Here is a 22,392-nt window from a genome sequence, read left to right as displayed (position 1 = left end):
GACCCTGATCAGCGGTAGTTCACGAACTGGATCGCGAAGTCCAGGTCCTTGCCCTTCAGCAGCGCCTGGACGGCCTGGAGGTCGTCGCGGCTCTTCGAGCTGACGCGCAGCTCCTCGCCCTGGACCTGCGCCTTGACGCCCTTCGGGCCCTCGTCGCGGATCATCTTCGCGACCTTCTTGGCGTTCTCCTGGGAGATGCCCTCCTGGATCGAGGCGAAGATCTTGTACTCCTTGCCGGACAGCTGCGGCTCACCGGCGTCCAGCGCCTTGAGCGAGATACCGCGCTTGACCAGCTTGGTCTCGAACACGTCGAGGACGGCCTTGACCCGCTCCTCCGAGTTCGCCTCCATCAGGATCTTCTCGCCGGACCAGGAGATGGAGGCGCCGGTGCCCTTGAAGTCGTAGCGCTGCGAGAGTTCCTTGGCGGCCTGGTTGAGGGCGTTGTCGACCTCCTGCCGCTCGACCTTCGAGACGATGTCGAAACTGGAGTCGGCCATGTGCTGTGGCTCCTTGAAGTCGGCGTAGATGCCCCTGCGGGGCGGCGGCCGGCCCTACCCGGCCCGCTCCGCAAAGCCTAGCCACCGCACCCGCCGGCAGCGCTGATCAATCCGGTGGCGAAGCACCCCGGAGCATCGGGTATTGTTTACGTCGTTGCCAGGGAGCACCGCCGCAAAGCGGACTCGAAGGCGACATCCCATGGCGGTGTGCCCGAGTGGCCAATGGGAGCGGACTGTAAATCCGTCGGCTTAGCCTACCCAGGTTCGAATCCTGGCGCCGCCACATGGAAGAACGGCCCCTGATCTGCGGAAACGCGGTCAGGGGCCGTTCTGCGTTCGGGTACCGGACCCGGCGGAAAACGAGGTGCGTCCGGAGGTCGCGGGCGCGCACCATGGCCGCATGAACAGTGCTCCCGGCCGAAAGGCCCGTGCCGCGTAAGGCGCCCGCGCAGGTCCGGCGGGACCTGCACCGCACCCCGTACCCGCCGCAGGGCGGGCGGGCCGTGATCCCCCGGCTCCCCGGCAAGGCCCTGGCCGGGATCGCCCGCGTCGAGCGGCGCCTGTACGAGCCCGGCGCCGCGCACGCCGCCTGGCTCGGGTGGCGGGATCTCGTGCACGGCCCCGGGCCCCGGATCGCCTACCCGGACTTCACGACGCACTACCCGTGCTGTGAGCCGCCCTGGGGCGGGGACCACCGGCAGGTGCTGGAGGACATCTGCCGCGCCCTCCCGCCGGGTGCGGCGCGACGGCTGCGCGCCGTGCTCGCCCCGCTCGACGAGCGGTTCCTCGCCCGCACCCTGCCCGACCCGTACGCCGCTCCCCGCGACCCGTGGTGGCGGCGGCGACTGGAGAGCCCGTGACCAGTGGGCCGGGCGGGTGACGCGGGCGTCCCGTGCCCGGGGTCGGGTCGTTCACCGGGGGTGACATGGAAAACCCACATCCGCGGCAAGGCCGGCGGCGGCGTGCTCCTCGCCCTGCTCGGCGCCGGCATCCCGGCCCTCGTCGGAGCCGCCCTGCACGGGCCCGGCCAGCAGCCGTACCGCGAGACCCGCCTCTACTTCGGCACCGGGCGGCCCGCCGGCCGGCCCGCGGTCACCGAGCAGGAGTTCCTCCGGTTCCTGGACCTGGAGATCACCCCGGCCTTCCCCGAGGGGCTGACCGTCCTCGACGGGGTCGGCCGCTGGCGGGCCGGCGACGGCGAGATGGTCCGTGAGCAGTCCTACGAGGTCGTGCTGCTGTACCCGGAGCCGGAGGCCGAGGTGCGCGGCGCGCGCATCGAGCGGATCCGCGCCGCCTACGAGGAGCAGTACGAGCAGGATTCCGTCGGGCGGTCCGACGACGAGGTCACCGCCGACTTCTGAACCCCCGTCAGGGAGCCCCCGGCCGCCCGGCCGGCCCTCAGTTGCCCGCCACGTCCTTGACGGCCACCGCCACCGGGACCGAACCGGCGACCAGCTCCAGTGTCAGGCCCGCCGTCGCCGGGGTCTCCAGCAGCTCCGCCAGTACCGCCGCCACGTCGTCGCGCGGCACCGAACCGCCGCCCGCGTGCACCTCCAGGCGCACCAGACCCGTCCCGGGGTCGTCGACCAGCGACCCCGGGCGCAGGATCGTCCACTCCAGGCCGAGGCGGGTGCGGACGTGGTCGTCCGCCTCGCCCTTCGCCCGCAGGTAGGCGTCGAACACCTCGTCGCCCGCGTGCTGCGCGTCCGCGCCCATCGAAGACACCATCAGGAAGCGGCGCACGCCGGCCCGTTCGGCCGCGTCCGCGAACAGCACCGCCGCGCCCCGGTCCACCGTGTCCTTGCGGGCGACGCCGCTGCCCGGGCCCGCCCCGGCCGCGAACACCGCCGCCTCCGCGCCCTGCAGGATCCCCGCCACGTGCTCGACCGTGGCCGACTCCAGGTCGCACAGCACCGGTTCGGCGCCCGCCTCCCGCAGATCGTCGCCCTGCGTCCGGTCGCGGATGATGCCCGCGACCTCGTACCCGCGCACGGCGAGCAACCGCTCCAGCCGCAGTGCGATCTGACCGTGTCCACCCGCGATGACGATGCGCATGAGCCGACCGTACGACGACCAGGGCCCCGCCGCCCGCGAACACCCGCCGGACGCTCAGGGACCGGGCTCCGTACGGCCCTGCCGGGGCAGGTCCAGGGCCACCGCGACCGCCGAGTCGCAGTACTCCCGTACGGCGCTCGTCCGGGCGACCACCCGCCCGCGGTGGATCACGATCCGGCTGTACGCGAGGGACAGCACCCCCGCGATCCGGTCCCCGCGCACCGCGAGCAGCTCCGCCGGGAACCCGGCCTCCACCCGCACCTCCGGCAGGCCCATCGCCTCCCGGGCCGCGGCGCTCACCGTGTCGTAGGCCTCCGCCGGCCGCAGACCGCCCTGGGAGGCGAGCAGGTACGCGGCCTCCAGGGGGTCGCCCCGGCCGACCGGGTTGCCGACGTCGCGCAACGCCCCGCTGCCGGCCGCGACCCGCACCCCGGCGGCGCGCAGCAGCCGTACGGGCGCGGTGCGCAGGCCCCGCCGCTCCAGGGCCGCGCAGTCGCCCTGGGGCAGGCAGGTGACCCGTACGCCGGCCGCGGCCAGCCCGTCGGCCGCCCGGTGGGCCGCGTCCAGCGGGAGCCGGGACAGGCCGCCGCACGGGCCGATCGTCAGCCCCGCCCGCACCCCGCCGGCCATCGCGGCGAGCCGGGCCAGCCGGCCGGGGTCGCCGCCGTCCGTGTGCAGGTCCACGGGGCAGCCGTGCTCGGCGGCCAGCTCCAGCACGGCCTCCGCGAAGCCCGCCGGGTCCGGGTCGAGGTCCGGGCAGCCGCCGATGACGGAAGCGCCCATCCGGACCGCGTCCCGCAGCATCGCCAGCCCGTCCGCGCCCGCCGCCCCCGTCAGCAGCCGGGGCGCGGCCACCGCGGTCAGGTCCGCCAGCCCGCGCAGCGAGCGGCGGGCGGCGAGTACGGCCTCCAGCGCCCCGAGGCCGTACTCGCCGCCGATCCGGACGTGCGAGCGGACCGCCGTCGCGCCGTGGCCCAGCTGGAGCAGGGCGGCCTCGGTGGCCCGGCGCTGCACCTGGTCCGGCGCGTACGAGACGGGCCCCTCCGCATCGGCGGTCAGGGCGGTGTCCCCGTGCGCGTGCGGCTCGGCGGGGGCGGGCAGCAGCAGGAAGCCGGACAGGTCCACCCGGGCCACCGCCGCCGAGGGCAGGCTGCCCGCGGGGCCGACGGCCCGGATCAGGCCGTCGCCGAGGCGGACGTCGACCGTGCGGCCGTCCATGAGCCGGGCCCCGGCGAGCAGCAGCGCCGCGGACTCGGCGGGCGCCGCGTGCGCACCCGGCGCCGGACCCTCGCCGCGGCCGCTGCGCGAGGGCCCCGGGCCGCCCTCGCCGCGGCCGCTGCGGGGGGACGGGGGCGGCTGCTGCGGCTGGCTGTCGGACATCGCGCTCCTGCGGTGGTGCGTGGCTCGGGCGGGTCCTGGACCGGGGGGCGGGGCCCCGCGGCCCACGTGCGGCCTGCGGCCCAAGATCACGCAGCGTGCCCCGAGCCTAGGGCGCGCGGCCCCCGCCGTCGGGGAGCGCCGCAATAGTCGTACCGCCGCGCCACCCGCCCGGACCGGCCGCCGCGCACCGCGCACCGGTCGCGCCCCGCCCGCTGACCGCCGTGGACCGGTGCCGCGCCACCCCGCACCGGTCCCCGCGGCGACCGCGCGCGGGGCCGCGTACGGGCCTGAAGACGGGCTGCGCACCGACCGCGGACGGGCCCGCGCACCACTCCGGAACGGAGCCCGGGGGCGGCTCCGGCAATGGATTTGGGCGATCGGCTGGCAACCGTGTAATGTCTTCCTCGCTCGCCCCAATAGCTCAGTCGGTAGAGCGTCTCCATGGTAAGGAGAAGGTCTGCGGTTCGATTCCGCATTGGGGCTCTGGTGAGAGAGGCCCCCCACCCTCGGGTGGGGAGCCGATCATCATCAAAGCGGCGTAGCTCAGTCGGTAGAGCAAGCGGCTCATAATCGCTGTGTCACCGGTTCAAGTCCGGTCGCCGCTACCCACAGTAGCCGATTGCGGGGTCGGTCTCCCGATCGGCTACTCTTTTATGCGTTCGATCCGTCCATTAGTCCGTCAAGGAGCACTCACGTGGCTGCCACCGACGTCCGCCCGAAGATCACGCTGGCCTGCGTGGAGTGCAAGGAGCGGAACTACATCACCAAGAAGAACCGGCGTAACAACCCGGACCGCATGGAGATGAAGAAGCACTGCCCGCGCTGCAACTCGCACACCGCGCACCGCGAGACCCGCTGACACCGGCGAAGTCTCGAACACAGGCAACGTCATGAGGTCGTCCCCTTCAACGGGGGCGGCCTCGTGTCGTTTCCTCGACGTCGAGTCCGCGACCGTGTCCGTCATTTTCCACAGGAGGTAGGGAGCCATGGCGCTCGACCAGTCCTTCGTCGGGCGGAGCTACCCGCCCACCGATCCGTACGAGGTCGGCCGCGAGAAGATCCGCGAGTTCGCGGCCGCGGTCGGGGACGGCAACCCCGTCTACACCGACGCCGAGGCCGCCAAGGCCGCCGGGTACCAGGACGTGATCGCTCCGCCGACCTTCGTCTTCGCGATCACCTTCGCGGCCGCGGGCCAGGTCGTCGCCGACCCGCAGCTCGGGCTGGACTACAGCCGCGTCGTCCACGGCGACCAGAAGTTCGCCTACAACCGCCCCGTGCGGGCCGGTGACCGGCTCTCCGTGACCTCCACCATCGAGGCGGTCAAGACCCTCGCCGGGAACGACATCATCGACATCCGCGGCGAGGTCCACGACGAGACCGGCGAGCACGTGGTGACGGCGTGGACGAAGCTCGTCTCCCGCGCCCCCGAGGAGGCCTGAGATGACCGCACGGATCAAGTACGACGACGTCGAGGTCGGCACCGAGCTCCCCGCGGCGTCCTTCCCCGTGACCCGCGCCACGCTCGTCCAGTACGCGGGCGCCTCCGGTGACTTCAACCCGATCCACTGGAACGAGAAGTTCGCCAAGGAGGTCGGCCTCCCGGACGTGATCGCCCACGGCATGTTCACCATGGCCGAGGCCGTCCGCGTCGTCACCGACTGGATCGGCGACCCGGGCGCGGTCGTCGAGTACGGCGTCCGCTTCACCAAGCCCGTCGTGGTCCCGAACGACGACACCGGCGCCCTGATCGAGGTCAGCGGCAAGGTCGCCGCCAAGCTCGACGACAACAAGGTCCGGGTGGACCTGACGGCGATGAGCGCCGGCCAGAAGGTGCTCGGCATGTCGCGGGCCGTGGTCCGGCTGGCCTGAGCCGCCGCCTCCGGGCGGCAGGAACGGCGGCCCGGCGCAGTCCGGGAAGGGGTGTCCGCAGCACCGTCGCGGGTACCCCTTCTCTCGGGCTTGCCAAAGTAGTAATCAGTCACTAACTTATCTTCCATGGTGAGGATGAGCGCAGAGGAGCGGCGCGAGAGCGTCATCCGCGCGGCGATGCACGAGTTCGCCCGCGGCGGGTACCACGGCACCTCCACCGAGGCCATCGCCAAACGCGTCGGCGTCTCCCAGCCGTACCTCTTCCGGCTCTTCCCCAGCAAGCAGGCGCTCTTCCTCGCCACCGCCGAGCGCTGCCTGCGCGAGACCCGCGAGGTCTTCGCCGCGGCCGCCGAGGGGCTGGAGGGCGAGGAGGCCACGCTCGCCATGGCGAACGCGTACTCCCGGCTCATCGCCGAGGAGCCGGACAAGCTCCAGATGCAGCTCCAGATGTACGCCGGCGTCGCCGCCGCCGAGGCGGCCGGCGACCACCGGCTCGGCGAGCTGGTCCGCAAGGGCTGGATGGAGCTCTGGGACACCGTCCACGTCCCCCTCGGTGGGGACGTGACGGAGACCACGAGCTTCATGGCCTACGGAATGCTGATCAACACGCTGACCGCCATGGGCTTCCCGCCCGGGCACCGGGTGTGGGAGGGGTTGTATCCCCCCGCCCCCGTCGACGGGTCGGCGGGGGAGTAGCCGCCCGGGCCGGGCGCGGGGGCGCGCCGGCCCCGCACCCCGGACTGCCGGTCGCTCGCCGCGGGGCGTCGGGCATCGCCGTGGCGTGGAAAGTTAGTCAGTGATTACTAACAATCTGGTTCTCGTCCCCAGGGGGAAACTGTGAACGGCACTCAAGGCACTCAAGGCGCTCAAGGCACGCAAGAGACCCGGGGCTCCCGAGGGGCCCCGGACGCCGCGCTGCGTGCACCCGCCGTCTGGGCGCTCGTCCTCACCTCCGCGGCCGGCTTCATGGCCGCCCTCGACAACCTCGTCGTCACCACCGCCCTCCCCGCCATCCGCGAGGAACTCGGCGGTGGGCTCGAGGAGCTGGAGTGGACGGTGAACGCGTACACGCTCGCCTTCGCCGTCCTCCTCATGTTCGGCGCGGCCCTCGGCGACCGCTTCGGTCGCCGCCGCCTCTTCATGTCCGGTCTCGCGGTGTTCACCGGCGCCTCCGCCGCGGCCGCCCTCTCGCCCGGCATCGACGAGCTCATCGCCGCCCGCGCCGTCCAGGGCGTCGGCGCCGCGGTCATGATGCCGCTCACCCTCACCCTGCTCACCGCCGCCGTCCCCGCGGCCCGCCGCGGCACCGCCCTCGGGATCTTCGGAGCCGTCAGCGGTCTCGCCGTCGCCAGTGGCCCGCTCATCGGCGGCACCCTCACCGAGCACGCCTCCTGGCAGTGGATCTTCTGGCTGAACGTCCCCGTAGGGCTGGCCCTGATCCCGCTCGCCCGCCTCAAGCTGGCCGAGTCCACCGCCCCGAACTCCCGTCTCGACGTACCGGGCACGCTCCTCGTCAGCGGCGGCCTCTTCGGCATCGTCTACGGCCTCGTCAACGCCGACTCCCACGGCTGGACCAGCGCCCCCGTACTCACCGCCCTGATCGCCGGCACCGCGCTCGTCGGCGCCTTCGTCCACCACGGGTTCCGCCACCCGAACCCCATGCTGCCCATGCGCCTGTTCCGGCGCCGCGGCTTCCTCGGGATCAACGCGGCCAGCCTGCTCATGTACCTGGGCATGTTCGGCTCGATCTTCCTGCTCAGCCAGTTCCTCCAGGGTGTCGCCGGGTACTCGCCCACCGAGGCCGGGGTGCGCATGCTCCCGTGGACCGCCATGCCCATGTTCGTGGCCCCTGTGGCGGGCATCCTCTCCGACCGGATCGGCGGCCGCCCCGTCGTCGCCGCCGGGCTCGCGCTGCAGGCACTCGGCCTCGGCTGGTTCGCTCTGGTCCTGAGCGCCGACGTCTCGTACGCCGCCCAGCTCCCGGCGCTGATCCTCAGCGGCATCGGCATGGCCCTGTACTTCGCCCCCGCGTCCAACGTCCTGATGTCCACCGTGTCCCCCGCCGACCAGGGCAGGGCCTCCGGCGCCAACAACGCCCTGCGCGAGGTCGGCGGAGCCCTCGGCGTCGCGGTCCTGGCCTCGGTCTTCTCCGCCCGGGGCGGCTACGGGTCCCCGCAGGCCTTCACCGACGGGACCGTGCCGGCGCTGTGGATCGGCGCGGCCGCGGTGGCCGTGGCGGCCGCCTTCGCCCTCCTGGTCCCGGGCAAGGGGAAGACGTCCCCCGCCACCCCCGCGCCCGCCGCCCCCGCCCCCGCGCCCGCGCCCGCCGCCCCCGCCGCCCCCGGCCGGGCGGCCCCCAGGACCGCCGGGGTCCGCGTCCGCTGACCCGGGCCGGCCCCGCACTCCGGTACGACCCGAAGAGCACCGGAGGCCCGTACGTTCCGCCGATCTGTGCGAAGGAGCTCCGCCATGCCCGACATGCCCTGGACCACGCCCACCGCACCCGCCCCCGACGCCGAGGTCTACGTGATGGCCTCCCGGTTCGAGACCCGGACCCTGCTCGGGGCCCTCCGTTTCCTGCTGAGGTCACCCGGGATCGTCTTCCAGATCCGCAAGGCCCCCGGCGCCCACGGCGCCGCCCTCCGGGCCCGCGTCGGCTCCCGGACCTTCCTCACCCTCTCCGCCTGGACCGACCGCGACGCCCTCCACCGGTTCGCACGCAGCGAGCCGCACCGCTCGAACTCCCGCGCCGCCGCCGCGCACATGAAGGACTCGGCCTTCACCTTCTGGACCGCCCCCGCCTCCGACCTCCCCATCACCTGGGAGGAAGCCGAGCGCCGGCTCGCCGCCCAGCAGGCCCGGTACTGACCGCGACGACGTACGGTCCGTGGCCCCGCCGGGAACCCGTGGCCGCGGACCGTACTCTTGTCCACGTGCAGGAACTCCACGACGCCCCCCTCGCCCCGCTGACCACCTTCCGCCTCGGCGGCCCCGCCGCCCGGCTGGTCACCGCGACCACCGACGCCGAGGTGGTCGAGACCGTCCGCGCCGCGGACGAGAGCGGCACCCCGCTGCTCGTCATCGGCGGCGGCAGCAACCTGGTCATCGGCGACCGCGGCTTCGACGGCACCGCCCTGCGCATCGCCACCACCGGCTTCCACCTCCACGGCACCACCCTGGAGCTCGCCGCCGGCGAGAACTGGTCCGACGCCGTCGCCCGCACCGTCGAGGCGGGCCTCGCCGGCATCGAATGCCTCGCCGGGATCCCCGGCTCCGCCGGCGCGACCCCGATCCAGAACGTCGGCGCGTACGGCCAGGAGGTGTGCGACACCATCACCGAGGTCGTCGCCTACGACCGCACCCGCCGCGAGACGGTCACCCTGTCCGCCGCCGAGTGCGCCTTCTCGTACCGCGACAGCCTCTTCAAGCACCAGCCCGACCGGTACGTCGTCCTGCGCGTCCGCTTCGCCCTCGAGGACGCCGGCGGGCTGTCCGCCCCGATCAAGTACCCCGAGACCGCCCGCGCCCTCGGCGTCGGCGCCGGCGACCGCGTCCCGGCCGCCACCGCCCGCGAGACCGTCCTGCGCCTGCGCGCCGGCAAGGGCATGGTCCTCGACCCCGCCGACCACGACACCTGGTCCGCCGGCTCCTTCTTCCACAACCCGATCCTGACCGACGAGGCCTACACCGCGTTCCTCGCCCGGGTCCAGGAGCGCCTCGGCGCCGACACCACCCCGCCCGCCTACCCGGCCGGCGAGGGCCGTACGAAGACCAGCGCCGCCTGGCTCATCGACAAGGCCGGCTTCACCAAGGGCTACGGCACCGGCCCCGCCCGGATCTCCACCAAGCACACCCTCGCCCTCACCAACCGCGGCGGGGCCACCACCGAGGACCTGCTCACCCTGGCCCGCGAGGTCGTCGCCGGCGTCCACGCGGCCTTCGGCGTCACCCTGGTCAACGAGCCGGTGACGGTCGGCGTCAACCTCTGAGGAGCCCCGGCCGCCATGCTCTGTCCACGGCACGGGGCCGGCACGGACCCCACCCGCCTGGTGGGACGCACGATCAGCCGCATCGTCGCGTCCTGGCACGTCTCCGAGGGCGAACGCTCCGAGGCGCCCCTCGACGTCTGGCTCATCGACAGCGAGGGCGATTCCACCAGGATCAGCACCGGGTCCGACGGCTGCCTGATCGTCGAGTCGGCCAGCCCCCACGAGCCGTACGACATGGGGGAGTGGGGCCGCATCGAGGTCGGCGAGGACCTCGGCGACCACCCCTTCCTGCGCCACCTCGGCGACACGGTGGCACGGGTGTCCGAATTCGCGACGCCCGAGACCGGGCGCACCCAGCTGGAGATCGGCTTCGCCGACGGCGACCGGGTCCGGGCCGACTGCTGGCAGGGCGACCTGCGGCTCACCCGCTGACCGGCCGCCGCAGCCGGGACCGGCCGCCGCCCCGGCCGCAGTAGGGGCCGGGGCCGGCTACTCCGCCAGCCAGTGGTCGATCCCCGTCAGCAGCTTGTCCTGGACGTCGAGCGGCGCCGCCGACCCCCGCACCGACTGGCGGGCCAGCTCCGCGAGCTCCGCGTCCGTGAAGGAGTGGTGGCGGCGGGCGATCCCGTACTGCGCCGCCAGCCGCGACCCGAACAGCAGCGGGTCGTCCGCGCCCAGCGCCATCGGCACCCCCGCGTCGAACAGCGTCCGCAGCGGGACGTCCTCCGGCCGCTCGTACACGCCCAGCGCCACGTTGGACGCGGGGCACACCTCGCAGGTGACACCCGCCTCCGCGAGCCGCCGCAGCAGCCGCGGGTCCTCCGCCGCCCGCACCCCGTGCCCGATCCGGGCCGCGTGCAGATCGTCCAGGCAGTCCCGCACGGAGGCCGGGCCGGTGAGCTCACCGCCGTGCGGGGCCGCCAGCAGGCCCCCCTCGCGGGCGATGGCGAAGGCCCGGTCGAAGTCCCGGGCCATGCCGCGGCGCTCGTCGTTCGACAGGCCGAAGCCGACGATGCCCCGGTCGGCGTAGCGGACGGCCAGCCGGGCGAGCGTACGGGCGTCGAGCGGGTGCTTCATGCGGTTGGCCGCGATCAGCACGCGGATGCCCAGCCCCGTGTGGCGGGAGGCCGCATCGACCGCGTCCAGGATGACCTCGACGGCCGGGATCAGACCGCCCAGGTGCGGGGCGTACGAGGTGGGGTCGACCTGGATCTCCAGCCAGCCGCAGCCGTCGCGGACGTCCTCCTCCGCGGCCTCGCGGACCAGGCGCTGGATGTCCTCGGGCTGCCGCAGGCACGAGCGGGCGGCGTCGTACAGCCGCTGGAAGCGGAACCAGCCCCGCTCGTCCGTGGCGCGCAGCTTCGGTGGCTCCCCGCCGGTCAGGGCCTCGGGCAGGCGCACGCCGTACTTGTCGGCGAGCTCCAGCAGGGTCGACGGGCGCATGGACCCGGTGAAGTGCAGGTGCAGATGGGCTTTCGGCAGAAGCGTCAGATCGCGTACGTGCTCCATCAGGTGATCCTGCCGCACCCGTCACCCGTTCGGCACCGGATTCCCTGAACGGGACCTTGCCCGAACGTAAAAACGTGTCTCCCGAGGCCCCCGTGCGCGGGCTCCCGGCCCCCGGAAGGCAGAAAGCGGCGCCGCCCCCGCGGGGACGGCGCCGCTCCGGTCGGCCGGTAGGCCGGTCGGGATCGGCTCAGGCCTTCGCCTCGGCCAGCAGCTTCTGGATCCGGGACACGCCCTCGACCAGGTCCTCGTCACCCAGGGCGTACGAGAGGCGCAGGTAGCCGGGGGTGCCGAAGGCCTCGCCCGGGACGACCGCGACCTCGGCCTCGTCCAGGATCAGCGAGGCGAGCTCCGCGGAGGTCTGCGGGCGCTTGCCGCGGATCTCCTTGCCGAGCAGGTCCTTGACCGACGGGTACGCGTAGAACGCGCCCTCCGGGGTCGGGCAGAACACGCCGTCGATCTCGTTGAGCATCTTCACCATGGTCTGGCGGCGGCGGTCGAAGGCCTTGCGCATCTCCGCGACGGCGTCCAGGTTCCCGGAGACGGCGGCGATCGCGGCGACCTGGGCCACGTTCGAGACGTTCGAGGTGGCGTGCGACTGCAGGTTGGTCGCGGCCTTGACGACGTCCTGAGGGCCGATGACCCAGCCCACGCGCCAGCCGGTCATCGCGTACGTCTTGGCGACGCCGTTGACGATGATGCACTTGTCGCGCAGGGCCGGCACCAGCACGGGCAGCGAGGTGAACTTCGCCTCGCCGTACACCAGGTGCTCGTAGATCTCGTCGGTCAGCACCCACAGGCCGTGCTCGGCGGCCCACTCGCCGATCGCCTTCGCGTCCTCCTCGCTGTAGACCGCGCCGGTCGGGTTGGAGGGGGAGACGAACAGGACGACCTTGGTGCGCTCGGTGCGCGCGGCCTCCAGCTGCTCGACGGAGACCCGGTAGCCGGTGGTCTCGTCGGCGACGACCTCGACCGGCACGCCGCCGGCGAGGCGGATCGACTCGGGGTAGGTGGTCCAGTACGGGGCCGGGACGATGACCTCGTCGCCCGGGTCCAGGATCGCGGCGAAGGCGTTGTAGATCGCCTGCTTGCCGCCGTTGGTCACCAGCACCTGCGACGCGTCGACCTCGTAGCCGGAGTCGCGCAGCGTCTTCTCGGCGATGGCCTTCTTCAGCTCGGGCAGGCCGCCCGCCGGCGTGTACCGGTGGAACTTCGGGTCGCGGCAGGCCTCGACCGCAGCCTCGACGATGTAGTCGGGGGTCGGGAAATCGGGCTCGCCAGCGCCGAAGCCGATGACCGGGCGTCCGGCGGCCTTGAGGGCCTTGGCCTTGGCATCGACGGCGAGGGTGGCGGACTCGGAGATGGCGCCGATACGGGCGGAGACCCGGCGCTCGGAGGAAGGCGTAGCAGAGCTCATACGGCCAATCGTCCCAGAAGCCCCGGAGACCCCGCACACCGTTTCAGACATCGGACGGAGCACCCGGATCCGCGCTCTGTTCGACGTCAGGGCGTGGAACACGTACACTCACCTGTCGTTGGACCTCGCCGGCCACAGCAGAGCGTGAGCACTCCGTGCACTCGCCCGGATGCGGTAGGTTGGGGAACGCAAAGGGTCGTAGCTCAATTGGTAGAGCACTGGTCTCCAAAACCAGCGGTTGGGGGTTCGAGTCCCTCCGGCCCTGCTCCACACTCCTTGTCGGATGTGTGCGCAGGTACGTACTTAGATGCAACGCCGTGCGGCGCAACCGGGCGCGGCCACGGCCCCGACCCGGATTCAGGTGAGAGACGTGACGGACGCCCTGGGCTCCATCGACAAGCCTGACGCCGAGGACGGCACCCGCGAGAAGAAGAACCGCAAGGGCGGCAAGCGCGGGAAGAAGGGTCCTCTGGGCCGCCTCGCGCTGTTCTACCGCCAGATCGTCGCGGAACTCCGCAAGGTCGTCTGGCCGACCCGTAACCAGCTCACCACGTACACCACCGTGGTGATTGTCTTCGTCGTCATCATGATCGGTCTGGTGACCGTGATTGACTATGGGTTCCAGGAAGCCATCAAGTTCGTCTTCGGCTGATCCTCGCGGAGGGCGGCGCCTTGATGGGTGCCGCCCGTTTTCGCATGTTCCACCACCTTTTGTATCCAGGAAGAAGCAGCCACCGTGTCTGACCCGAACCTGAACGCGAGCCACGACTCCGTCGAGTCCGTCGAGGACGAGCTCGACATCGTCGAGGCGGCAGACGCTGTGGACCCCGACGAGGCGGAGCTCGCCGACGCCGAGGCCGGCGCCGCCGAGGAGGCCGCGCTGCACGTCGAGGACGACGACGCCGAGGCCGTCGACGCCGGTGAGGACGAGGCCGCCGAAGCCGCGGCCGAGGTCGAGACCGAGGTCGAGGTCGAGGAGACCGCCGAGGCGGAGGACGTCGACCCGATCCAGGCCCTGCGCGAGGAGCTGCGCACGCTCCCCGGCGAGTGGTACGTGATCCACACCTACGCGGGCTACGAGAAGCGCGTGAAGGCCAACCTGGAGCAGCGCGCCGTCTCGCTGAACGTCGAGGAGTTCATCTACCAGGCCGAGGTGCCCGAGGAAGAGATCGTCCAGATCAAGAACGGCGAGCGCAAGAACGTCCGGCAGAACAAGCTGCCCGGCTACGTGCTCGTCCGCATGGACCTGACGAACGAGTCCTGGGGTGTCGTGCGCAACACGCCCGGTGTCACGGGCTTCGTGGGCAACGCCTACGACCCGTACCCGCTGACCCTGGACGAGATCGTCAAGATGCTCGCCCCGGAGGCGCAGGAGAAGGCCGCCAAGCAGGCCGCCGAGGAGGCCGGTCTCCCGGCGCCCGCGGTCAAGCGCACCATCGAGGTCCTGGACTTCGAGGTCGGCGACTCGGTCACCGTCACCGACGGCCCGTTCGCGACGCTGCAGGCGACCATCAACGAGATCAACCCGGACTCGAAGAAGGTCAAGGGCCTCGTCGAGATCTTCGGTCGCGAGACCCCGGTCGAGCTCAGCTTCGACCAGATCCAGAAGAACTGATCTTCTGAATTAGAGCTTCCGGACAGGTCAGACCGCCTCGTGAAGGGCGGTCTGACCTGCTCGGTTTTAAGCCCCGCACCGATACCCGTTATCGTGGTGCGGTATGCCTCCATCCGGATGACCGGATCGGCGGCGGAAAACTCTCACTAGGACCCGGAGAGAGCAATGCCTCCCAAGAAGAAGAAGATCACGGGGCTTATCAAGCTCCAGATCAACGCCGGTGCGGCCAACCCGGCCCCGCCGGTCGGCCCCGCGCTGGGTCAGCACGGCGTCAACATCATGGAGTTCTGCAAGGCCTACAACGCCGCGACCGAGTCGCAGCGCGGCATGGTCGTGCCGGTGGAGATCACGGTCTACGAGGACCGTTCCTTCACCTTCGTCACCAAGACCCCGCCGGCCGCGAAGCTGATCCTCAAGGCTGCGGGCGTGGACAAGGGCTCCGGCACCCCGCACAAGGACAAGGTCGCCAAGCTGACGGCCGCCCAGGTCCGCGAGATCGCCGAGCTGAAGATGCCCGACCTCAACGCCAACGACGTCGACGCCGCGATGAAGATCATCGCCGGCACCGCGCGTTCGATGGGCGTCACCGTCGAGGGCTGATCTCAGCCGCCCCCTGCACCACCCGTGGTAGGACCAAGCGCTGGTCCGCACCACAACTCCATGCCTGAAGCGAAAAAACAGGAGCAGAAGTGAAGCGCAGCAAGACTCTCCGCGCTGCGGACGCCAAGGTCGACCGGGAGAAGCTGTACGCCCCGCTCGAGGCCGTCCGTCTCGCCAAGGAGACCTCCTCGGTCAAGTTCGACGCCACCGTCGAGGTCGCCTTCCGCCTGGGTGTTGACCCGCGCAAGGCCGACCAGATGGTCCGTGGCACCGTGAACCTCCCGCACGGCACCGGTAAGACCGCCCGGGTCCTGGTCTTCGCGACCGGTGACCGTGCTGCGGCCGCGGAAGCCGCCGGCGCCGACATCGTCGGCAACGACGAGCTGATCGACGAGATCGCCAAGGGCAACCGCCTGAACGAGTTCGACGCGGTTGTCGCCACCCCGGACCTCATGGGCAAGGTCGGCCGCCTCGGCCGCGTGCTCGGTCCGCGTGGTCTGATGCCGAACCCGAAGACCGGCACCGTGACGATGGACGTGGCCAAGGCCGTCACCGACATCAAGGGCGGCAAGATCGAGTTCCGCGTCGACAAGCACTCGAACCTGCACTTCATCATCGGCAAGGTCTCCTTCTCCGATGAGCAGCTGGTCGAGAACTACGGTGCGGCCCTGGAGGAGATCCTCCGTCTGAAGCCGTCCGCTGCCAAGGGCCGCTACCTGAAGAAGGCCGCCGTCAGCACCACCATGGGCCCCGGCATCCAGCTGGACCCGAACCGCACCCGGAACCTCCTCGTCGAGGAAGACCCGGCTGCTGTCTGATCGGGCGGAGCCGTACGGCTCCCCTGACAGGCCGAACGCCTGAACGGGCCCCCGCACTCCTTCGGGAGGGCGGGGGCCCGTTCGCGTTCCCGGGTCCGCCCGCGGCCGGTTTCGTGCCCGCACGTGCGTACGACTTCGTGCCCGCCGCACGTACAGTCGACGGTGATCGACACCGACACCCGCAGCGGCGCCCGCCAGGGCGCCCGCCAGGGGCCGGCGGGCCTGACCAGCCGTCGCCGGACACCGGGGCCCGGGCCGGGCCGCCACGGGCCCGCCGAAGCCGGCGGAACACCACAGCACCACGCACCACGGCACCACCATCAGGGGGGAACACCATGAACAAGGCTGTCCGGATCCGAGCGGGCGTCGCCCTGGCGGGCACCGCACTGCTCGTGGGGGGTCTGACCGCGTGCGGCTCCGACGGCGGCAAGGAGGCGGCCGGGGGCGGGAAGCCCGCCGCAGCCGCCGCGAAGTCGCCCCAGGAGGCCGTCAAGGCCGCCTACACCAAGACGCTGCAGGCGAAGACCTCGGCGTTCCGGACGACCTCTGTCCAGGCCGACGGCAAGACCACCGAGATCTCCGGAACCGTGGGCTGGTACCCCACCGCCCGCGAGCTGAAGCAGCCGGGCGGCAAGCGGCAGGTCATGCTGCCCGGCGTGATCTACACGGAGATGGACAAGCCGCTCGAAGGCCGGAACTGGATGAGGATGAGCCTGGCCAAGGACGGCAAGCCCACGGCCCGCTTCGAGGACACCCCGGTCGAGTACCTCGCGCTGATGATCGACCAGCCCGGGGTGCAGCACGCCGGCACCGAGCAGGCGGGCGGCGTGCAGGCGGAGCACTACCGCGGCACCTTCACCCTCGACCAGCTGATGACCAGCGACGAGAAGAGCCGGCTCGTGCCGGACGCCGAGCGTGCGAACCTGCGCGAGGCCCTCCAGCGCGCCAAGGTCACCTCGTACGGCCTCGACGTGTGGATCGACAAGGACGGCCACCCCGTCAAGGTCGAGGCGCAGCGCACCGACGACAAGGGCGTCGACCGCACCACCTCGGAGTTCTCCCAGTACGGAGCGGCGCCGGCCGTGCAGGCCCCGCCGGAGGGCGACACGGCCGACTTCGACGCGGTGATGAAGGGGGTCGGCGAGTCGCTGGCCGACACGGAGGCCTCCCTGAAGGGCACCCGGAAGTCGCTCAAGGAGACCGAGAAGTCCCTTGCGGAGACCGACGCGATCCTCAAGGACCTCGGCCACTGAGGCGCCGGACCGGGCCCGGGGGCGGTTCGCCGGGCGATTTGCCCTCCCGGGACCCGGTCACGTACAGTTCCCGAGAAGCCAAAGACCGCTGGTCGTTGCCGCGCCCGCAAGGGGGCGGTGGCCGAAGGATCCGCTGAAAGCGGGCGACCCGCGCAGGTGAATGTGGAAAGGCTCCCGGATTTTATCTGGTCGAGCGTTGCCCCGTGCGCCTGCGCCCGGGGCGCTTTGTTTTGTCCAGCCCCTTCTGCGCGGTCCTCATCACCCGGAAGGAGGCCGACGCTCTATGGCAAGGCCCGACAAGGCTGCCGCGGTAGCCGAGCTGGAGGACATGTTCCGCAGCTCGAACGCCGCTGTGCTGACCGAGTACACGGGGCTCACCGTTGCGCAGCTCAAGACGCTGCGTCGTTCGCTCGGTGAGAACGCCCAGTACGCCGTGGTGAAGAACACGCTGACCAAGATTGCGGCCAACTCGGTCGGGATCACCGCGCTGGACGAGCACCTTGCTGGTTCGACCGCGGTCGCCTTCGTCACCGGTGACCCGGTGGAGTCGGCGAAGGCTCTGCGTGACTTCGCCAAGGACAACCCGAAGCTCGTCATCAAGGGCGGTGTCCTTGACGGCAAGGCGCTGTCCGCCGACGAGATCAAGAAGCTTGCGGACCTCGAGTCCCGCGAGGTTCTGCTCGCCAAGCTGGCCGGTGCCATGAAGGGCAAGCAGTCCCAGACTGCCGCGCTCTTCCAGGCGCTGCCGTCGAAGTTCGTCCGCACTGCGGAGGCCCTTCGCGCCAAGCTCGCCGAGCAGGGCGGTGCCGAGTAATTCGGCTCGCGCATTGATCCGCGCCGCCTAGTGCGCGGGTCGTAGCGGGCCGATACGCCCGCCTTTCGATACATCTCGGCACCAGCCGAATTAGTGGAAGGATCGCCCATCATGGCGAAGCTGTCTCAGGACGACCTGCTCGCTCAGTTCGAGGAGATGACCCTCATCGAGCTCGCCGAGTTCGTGAAGGCCTTCGAGGAGAAGTTCGACGTCACCGCCGCCGCTCCGGTCGCCGTTGCCGCCGGTGTCCCGGGTGCCCCGGCCGCCGAGGCCGTCGAGGAGAAGGACGAGTTCGACGTCATCCTCACCGGCGCCGGCGACAAGAAGATCCAGGTCATCAAGGTCGTGCGTGAGCTGACCTCCCTGGGTCTGAAGGAGGCCAAGGACCTCGTCGACGGCACCCCGAAGCCGGTCCTGGAGAAGGTCAACAAGGAGGCCGCTGACAAGGCCGCCGAGGCCCTCAAGGGCGCCGGTGCCTCCGTCGAGGTCAAGTAACACCTCTGAGGCCGTCTGACGGCCTCTACGAAGGGCGATCACTCGAAAGGGTGGTCGCCCTTCGGCGTATCCGGCGGTGCCTGACTTGCCCTGTCGTCGTTGGGGAGTAGGGTGATCATCGTTGCCCCGTGCCGGGGTCCCGCGAGGGGGCCGAGATGATCCGCACGGAGCAGGGGGCCTTGACGAACGGCACGCGGCGCGCAATTCTCAGGACCGTCGCCAGCTCGATCCGCGGTCGGGGCACACCGATCGAGGATCCGAGGCATGGATCGACTACGAAGAGGGCAGTACTGATACGCGCTCTGTGTACGAGAGCCGCGACGTTGGACGCAGGGTTGGGTTTTAACGACGTGGGGAAGGCCTGTTGCCGGTTTCCGGAAACCTGGTCTGGACATCAGTGAGCCGAGTGGCTACACTGACCCTTTGCGCTGCCTGTTAGCTGTCCCCTGCCCGTCGCCAGGGGCATGCCCACGCTCGAGCACACTTGATTGATACGCCCTGACCTGGCATTTCAACCAGTTCGGGGAGTGCGTCTCCTGTGTCGGCTGGGACCGGTACGCGCGTAGTGAGTCCGAGCCCTCGGAAGGACCCCCTCTTGGCCGCCTCGCGCAACGCCTCGACCAATACGAACAACGGTGCCAGCACCGCCCCGCTGCGCATCTCCTTTGCAAAGATCAAGGAGCCGCTCGAGGTTCCGAACCTCCTGGCGCTGCAGACCGAGAGCTTTGACTGGCTGCTCGGCAACAACGCCTGGAAGTCTCGCGTCGAGTCGGCGCTCGAGAGTGGACTGGACGTTCCCACGAAGTCCGGTCTCGAGGAGATCTTCGAGGAGATCTCGCCCATCGAGGACTTCTCCGGGTCGATGTCGCTGACTTTCCGCGACCACCGGTTCGAGCCGGCGAAGAACTCGGTCGACGAGTGCAAGGAGCGCGACTTCACGTACGCGGCGCCGCTCTTCGTCACCGCCGAGTTCACGAACAACGAGACCGGCGAGATCAAGTCTCAGACGGTCTTCATGGGCGACTTCCCGCTCATGACCAACAAGGGCACCTTCGTGATCAACGGCACCGAGCGTGTCGTCGTGTCGCAGCTGGTGCGCTCCCCCGGCGTCTACTTCGACTCCTCCATCGACAAGACGTCCGACAAGGACATCTTCTCCGCCAAGATCATCCCGTCCCGGGGTGCCTGGCTGGAGATGGAGGTCGACAAGCGCGACATGGTCGGTGTCCGCATCGACCGCAAGCGCAAGCAGTCCGTCACCGTCCTCCTGAAGGCCCTCGGCTGGACCACCGAGCAGATCCTCGAGGAGTTCGGCGAGTACGAGTCCATGCGCGCCACCCTGGAGAAGGACCACACCCAGGGCCAGGACGACGCGCTGCTCGACATCTACCGCAAGCTGCGTCCGGGCGAGCCGCCGACCCGTGAGGCCGCGCAGACGCTGCTCGAGAACCTGTACTTCAACCCGAAGCGCTACGACCTGGCGAAGGTCGGCCGCTACAAGGTCAACAAGAAGCTCGGTGCCGACGAGCCGCTCGACGCCGGCGTGCTGACCGTCGACGACGTCATCGCGACGATCAAGTACCTCGTCAAGCTCCACGCGGGCGAGACCGAGACCATCGGCGAGTCCGGCCGTTCGATCGTCGTCGAGACCGACGACATCGACCACTTCGGCAACCGCCGCCTGCGCAACGTCGGCGAGCTCATCCAGAACCAGGTCCGCACGGGTCTGGCGCGCATGGAGCGCGTCGTGCGCGAGCGCATGACCACCCAGGACGTCGAGGCGATCACGCCGCAGACCCTGATCAACATCCGGCCGGTCGTCGCCTCCATCAAGGAGTTCTTCGGCACCAGCCAGCTGTCGCAGTTCATGGACCAGAACAACCCGCTGTCCGGGCTGACCCACAAGCGCCGTCTCTCGGCGCTCGGCCCCGGTGGTCTGAGCCGTGAGCGGGCCGGCTTCGAGGTCCGTGACGTCCACCCGTCGCACTACGGCCGCATGTGCCCGATCGAGACCCCCGAAGGCCCGAACATCGGTCTGATCGGCTCGCTCGCGTCCTACGGCCGCGTCAACGCGTTCGGTTTCGTCGAGACCCCGTACCGCAAGGTCGTCGAGGGCCAGGTCACCGACGAGGTCGACTACCTGACCGCCGACGAGGAAGACCGCTTCGTCATCGCCCAGGCCAACGCGCGCCTGGACGAGGAGCTGCGCTTCGCCGAGCCCCGCGTGCTGGTCCGCCGCCGTGGCGGCGAGGTCGACTACGTCCCCGGTGACGACGTCGACTACATGGACGTCTCGCCGCGCCAGATGGTGTCGGTCGCGACCGCCATGATCCCCTTCCTGGAGCACGACGACGCCAACCGCGCCCTCATGGGCGCGAACATGATGCGCCAGGCCGTTCCGCTCATCAAGGCGGAGGCCCCGCTCGTCGGCACCGGCATGGAGTACCGCTGCGCCGTCGACGCCGGCGACTCCATCAAGGCGGAGAAGGACGGTGTCGTCCAGGAGGTCTCGGCCGACTACATCACCGTCACCAACGACGACGGCACGTACACCACGTACCGCGTCGCCAAGTTCAACCGCTCCAACCAGGGCACCTCGGTCAACCAGAAGGTCATCGTCAACGAGGGCGACCGGATCATCGAGGGCCAGGTCCTCGCCGACGGTCCGGCGACCGAAGAGGGCGAGATGGCCCTCGGCAAGAACCTGCTCGTCGCGTTCATGCCGTGGGAAGGCCACAACTACGAGGACGCGATCATCCTGTCGCAGCGCCTCGTCCAGGACGACGTCCTCTCCTCGATCCACATCGAGGAGCACGAGGTCGACGCCCGTGACACCAAGCTGGGCCCCGAGGAGATCACCCGGGACATCCCGAACGTCTCCGAGGAGGTCCTCGCCGACCTCGACGAGCGCGGCATCATCCGCATCGGTGCGGACGTCGTCGCCGGCGACATCCTGGTCGGCAAGGTCACCCCGAAGGGTGAGACCGAGCTGACCCCGGAGGAGCGCCTGCTCCGCGCGATCTTCGGTGAGAAGGCCCGCGAGGTGCGTGACACCTCCCTGAAGGTGCCGCACGGCGAGATCGGCAAGGTCATCGGCGTCCGCGTCTTCGACCGCGAGGAGGGCGACGAGCTTCCCCCGGGCGTGAACCAGCTGGTCCGCGTCTACGTCGCCCAGAAGCGCAAGATCACCGACGGTGACAAGCTCGCCGGCCGCCACGGCAACAAGGGCGTCATCTCCAAGATCCTCCCGATCGAGGACATGCCCTTCCTCGAGGACGGCACCCCGGTCGACATCATCCTCAACCCGCTCGGTGTCCCGTCCCGAATGAACCCGGGACAGGTCCTGGAGATCCACCTCGGCTGGCTCGCCAGCCGCGGCTGGGACGTCTCCGGCCTCGCGGACGAGTGGGCCCAGCGCCTGCAGGCCATCGGCGCGGACCAGGTCGCCCCGGGCACCAACGTCGCCACCCCGGTGTTCGACGGCGCCCGCGAGGACGAGCTGGCCGGCCTCCTGCAGCACACCATCCCGAACCGCGACGGCGAGCGCATGGTGCTCCCGTCGGGCAAGGCGCGCCTGTTCGACGGCCGCTCCGGCGAGCCGTTCCCGGACCCGATCTCGGTCGGGTACATGTACATCCTCAAGCTCCACCACCTGGTCGACGACAAGCTCCACGCGCGTTCGACCGGCCCGTACTCGATGATCACGCAGCAGCCGCTGGGTGGTAAGGCGCAGTTCGGTGGCCAGCGCTTCGGTGAGATGGAGGTGTGGGCGCTCGAGGCTTACGGCGCCGCCTACGCCCTCCAGGAGCTCCTGACCATCAAGTCCGACGACGTCACCGGCCGCGTGAAGGTCTACGAGGCCATCGTCAAGGGCGAGAACATCCCCGAGCCGGGCATTCCCGAGTCCTTCAAGGTGCTCATCAAGGAAATGCAGTCGCTCTGCCTCAACGTGGAGGTGCTGTCCTCGGACGGCATGTCCATCGAGATGCGCGACACCGACGAGGACGTCTTCCGCGCTGCGGAGGAGCTCGGTATCGACCTGTCCCGGCGCGAGCCGAGCAGCGTCGAAGAGGTCTGACGGGCC

General features: G+C 70.7%; 23 protein-coding genes and 4 tRNA genes. 22 read left to right on the top strand and 5 right to left on the bottom strand.

Annotated elements, in window-relative coordinates:
* Positions 1 to 8: 8 nt before the first annotated feature.
* Positions 9 to 497, bottom strand: a complete 489-nt coding sequence (locus tag ACSHWO_RS14545; protein ID WP_361090788.1) for a YajQ family cyclic di-GMP-binding protein — start codon at positions 495 to 497, stop codon at positions 9 to 11.
* Positions 498 to 698: 201 nt separating this feature from the next.
* Here ACSHWO_RS14545 and ACSHWO_RS14540 point away from each other — a divergent pair.
* From ACSHWO_RS14540 to ACSHWO_RS14530, 3 genes are all read left to right on the top strand, one after another.
* Positions 699 to 780, top strand: a tRNA-Tyr gene (locus ACSHWO_RS14540).
* A gap of 145 nt (positions 781 to 925) precedes the next feature.
* Entirely contained in the window at positions 926 to 1,357 is a 432-nt protein-coding gene (locus tag ACSHWO_RS14535) for a hypothetical protein (protein ID WP_438312257.1), read from the top strand.
* A 60-nt stretch (positions 1,358 to 1,417) separates the two neighbouring features.
* On the top strand, positions 1,418 to 1,858 hold the full coding sequence (locus ACSHWO_RS14530) for a DUF3574 domain-containing protein (protein WP_438312256.1): 441 nt from the start codon (positions 1,418 to 1,420) through the stop codon (positions 1,856 to 1,858).
* 37 nt (positions 1,859 to 1,895) lie between these two features.
* Here ACSHWO_RS14530 and ACSHWO_RS14525 read toward each other — a convergent pair whose 3' ends face one another.
* Together ACSHWO_RS14525 and ACSHWO_RS14520 are read right to left on the bottom strand one after the other, a co-directional pair.
* A complete protein-coding gene (locus ACSHWO_RS14525; RefSeq protein ID WP_361090779.1) occupies positions 1,896 to 2,552 on the bottom strand; it encodes an SDR family oxidoreductase in 657 nt (218 codons plus the stop codon).
* 54 nt (positions 2,553 to 2,606) lie between these two features.
* Complete coding sequence (locus tag ACSHWO_RS14520; RefSeq protein WP_385833389.1) at positions 2,607 to 3,932, bottom strand: hydrolase; 1,326 nt, start codon at positions 3,930 to 3,932, stop codon at positions 2,607 to 2,609.
* A gap of 410 nt (positions 3,933 to 4,342) precedes the next feature.
* Here ACSHWO_RS14520 and ACSHWO_RS14515 point away from each other — a divergent pair.
* From ACSHWO_RS14515 to ACSHWO_RS14470, 10 genes are all read left to right on the top strand, one after another.
* Positions 4,343 to 4,415: transfer RNA gene (locus tag ACSHWO_RS14515), tRNA-Thr, on the top strand.
* A gap of 49 nt (positions 4,416 to 4,464) precedes the next feature.
* A tRNA-Met gene (locus ACSHWO_RS14510) sits at positions 4,465 to 4,537 on the top strand.
* 89 nt (positions 4,538 to 4,626) lie between these two features.
* A complete protein-coding gene (rpmG, locus tag ACSHWO_RS14505; protein ID WP_007265873.1) occupies positions 4,627 to 4,791 on the top strand; it encodes a 50S ribosomal protein L33 in 165 nt (54 codons plus the stop codon).
* 127 nt (positions 4,792 to 4,918) lie between these two features.
* Positions 4,919 to 5,371, top strand: coding sequence for an FAS1-like dehydratase domain-containing protein (locus ACSHWO_RS14500; protein ID WP_385833382.1), 453 nt, complete (start codon positions 4,919 to 4,921; stop codon positions 5,369 to 5,371).
* Between the two features lies 1 nt (position 5,372).
* Positions 5,373 to 5,801 (top strand): MaoC family dehydratase, encoded by a 429-nt coding sequence (locus ACSHWO_RS14495; RefSeq protein ID WP_361090771.1) that lies wholly within the window; start codon positions 5,373 to 5,375, stop codon positions 5,799 to 5,801.
* Between the two features lie 126 nt (positions 5,802 to 5,927).
* On the top strand, positions 5,928 to 6,497 hold the full coding sequence (locus ACSHWO_RS14490) for a TetR/AcrR family transcriptional regulator (RefSeq protein ID WP_438312252.1): 570 nt from the start codon (positions 5,928 to 5,930) through the stop codon (positions 6,495 to 6,497).
* Positions 6,498 to 6,716: 219 nt separating this feature from the next.
* Positions 6,717 to 8,186 (top strand): DHA2 family efflux MFS transporter permease subunit, encoded by a 1,470-nt coding sequence (locus ACSHWO_RS14485; RefSeq protein ID WP_438319086.1) that lies wholly within the window; start codon positions 6,717 to 6,719, stop codon positions 8,184 to 8,186.
* An 84-nt stretch (positions 8,187 to 8,270) separates the two neighbouring features.
* Positions 8,271 to 8,669, top strand: coding sequence for a DUF3291 domain-containing protein (locus ACSHWO_RS14480; protein WP_385833370.1), 399 nt, complete (start codon positions 8,271 to 8,273; stop codon positions 8,667 to 8,669).
* Between the two features lie 38 nt (positions 8,670 to 8,707).
* Positions 8,708 to 9,790: a UDP-N-acetylmuramate dehydrogenase gene (locus ACSHWO_RS14475; protein ID WP_361090762.1), complete on the top strand. Its 1,083-nt coding sequence runs from the start codon at positions 8,708 to 8,710 to the stop codon at positions 9,788 to 9,790.
* A 15-nt stretch (positions 9,791 to 9,805) separates the two neighbouring features.
* A complete protein-coding gene (locus ACSHWO_RS14470; RefSeq protein WP_361090759.1) occupies positions 9,806 to 10,222 on the top strand; it encodes a hypothetical protein in 417 nt (138 codons plus the stop codon).
* A gap of 57 nt (positions 10,223 to 10,279) precedes the next feature.
* On the opposite strand, the gene ACSHWO_RS14465 is transcribed toward ACSHWO_RS14470, so the two are convergent.
* Together ACSHWO_RS14465 and ACSHWO_RS14460 are read right to left on the bottom strand one after the other, a co-directional pair.
* Positions 10,280 to 11,299, bottom strand: coding sequence for an adenosine deaminase (locus ACSHWO_RS14465; protein ID WP_438312249.1), 1,020 nt, complete (start codon positions 11,297 to 11,299; stop codon positions 10,280 to 10,282).
* 187 nt (positions 11,300 to 11,486) lie between these two features.
* On the bottom strand, positions 11,487 to 12,713 hold the full coding sequence (locus ACSHWO_RS14460; RefSeq protein WP_361090753.1) for a pyridoxal phosphate-dependent aminotransferase: 1,227 nt from the start codon (positions 12,711 to 12,713) through the stop codon (positions 11,487 to 11,489).
* Between the two features lie 192 nt (positions 12,714 to 12,905).
* Here ACSHWO_RS14460 and ACSHWO_RS14455 point away from each other — a divergent pair.
* The 9 genes from ACSHWO_RS14455 to rpoB all read left to right on the top strand — a co-directional run bounded on the left by ACSHWO_RS14455 (position 12,906) and on the right by rpoB (position 22,386).
* Positions 12,906 to 12,978: transfer RNA gene (locus ACSHWO_RS14455), tRNA-Trp, on the top strand.
* A gap of 105 nt (positions 12,979 to 13,083) precedes the next feature.
* Positions 13,084 to 13,365, top strand: a complete 282-nt coding sequence (gene secE / locus ACSHWO_RS14450; RefSeq protein ID WP_361090750.1) for a preprotein translocase subunit SecE — start codon at positions 13,084 to 13,086, stop codon at positions 13,363 to 13,365.
* A gap of 84 nt (positions 13,366 to 13,449) precedes the next feature.
* Positions 13,450 to 14,328: a transcription termination/antitermination protein NusG gene (nusG, locus tag ACSHWO_RS14445; protein WP_361090747.1), complete on the top strand. Its 879-nt coding sequence runs from the start codon at positions 13,450 to 13,452 to the stop codon at positions 14,326 to 14,328.
* A 165-nt stretch (positions 14,329 to 14,493) separates the two neighbouring features.
* Positions 14,494 to 14,928: a 50S ribosomal protein L11 gene (gene rplK / locus ACSHWO_RS14440; protein ID WP_361090744.1), complete on the top strand. Its 435-nt coding sequence runs from the start codon at positions 14,494 to 14,496 to the stop codon at positions 14,926 to 14,928.
* Positions 14,929 to 15,017: 89 nt separating this feature from the next.
* Complete coding sequence (rplA, locus tag ACSHWO_RS14435; RefSeq protein WP_179173464.1) at positions 15,018 to 15,746, top strand: 50S ribosomal protein L1; 729 nt, start codon at positions 15,018 to 15,020, stop codon at positions 15,744 to 15,746.
* 335 nt (positions 15,747 to 16,081) lie between these two features.
* A complete protein-coding gene (locus ACSHWO_RS14430; RefSeq protein ID WP_438312246.1) occupies positions 16,082 to 16,999 on the top strand; it encodes a hypothetical protein in 918 nt (305 codons plus the stop codon).
* A gap of 283 nt (positions 17,000 to 17,282) precedes the next feature.
* On the top strand, positions 17,283 to 17,813 hold the full coding sequence (gene rplJ, locus ACSHWO_RS14425; RefSeq protein WP_361090737.1) for a 50S ribosomal protein L10: 531 nt from the start codon (positions 17,283 to 17,285) through the stop codon (positions 17,811 to 17,813).
* A 111-nt stretch (positions 17,814 to 17,924) separates the two neighbouring features.
* Positions 17,925 to 18,308 (top strand): 50S ribosomal protein L7/L12, encoded by a 384-nt coding sequence (gene rplL, locus ACSHWO_RS14420; protein ID WP_114053721.1) that lies wholly within the window; start codon positions 17,925 to 17,927, stop codon positions 18,306 to 18,308.
* 595 nt (positions 18,309 to 18,903) lie between these two features.
* Positions 18,904 to 22,386: a DNA-directed RNA polymerase subunit beta gene (gene rpoB / locus ACSHWO_RS14415; RefSeq protein ID WP_361090733.1), complete on the top strand. Its 3,483-nt coding sequence runs from the start codon at positions 18,904 to 18,906 to the stop codon at positions 22,384 to 22,386.
* Positions 22,387 to 22,392: the final 6 nt, after the last annotated feature.

This window comes from Streptomyces pallidus (ex Mingjun et al. 2026) (assembly GCF_051550185.1).
In the GTDB taxonomy this organism is placed as follows: Bacteria; Actinomycetota; Actinomycetes; order Streptomycetales; family Streptomycetaceae; genus Streptomyces.
The sequence above is the reverse complement of the archived record's forward strand: the minus strand, read 5'-3'. Positions and strand labels throughout refer to the sequence as shown.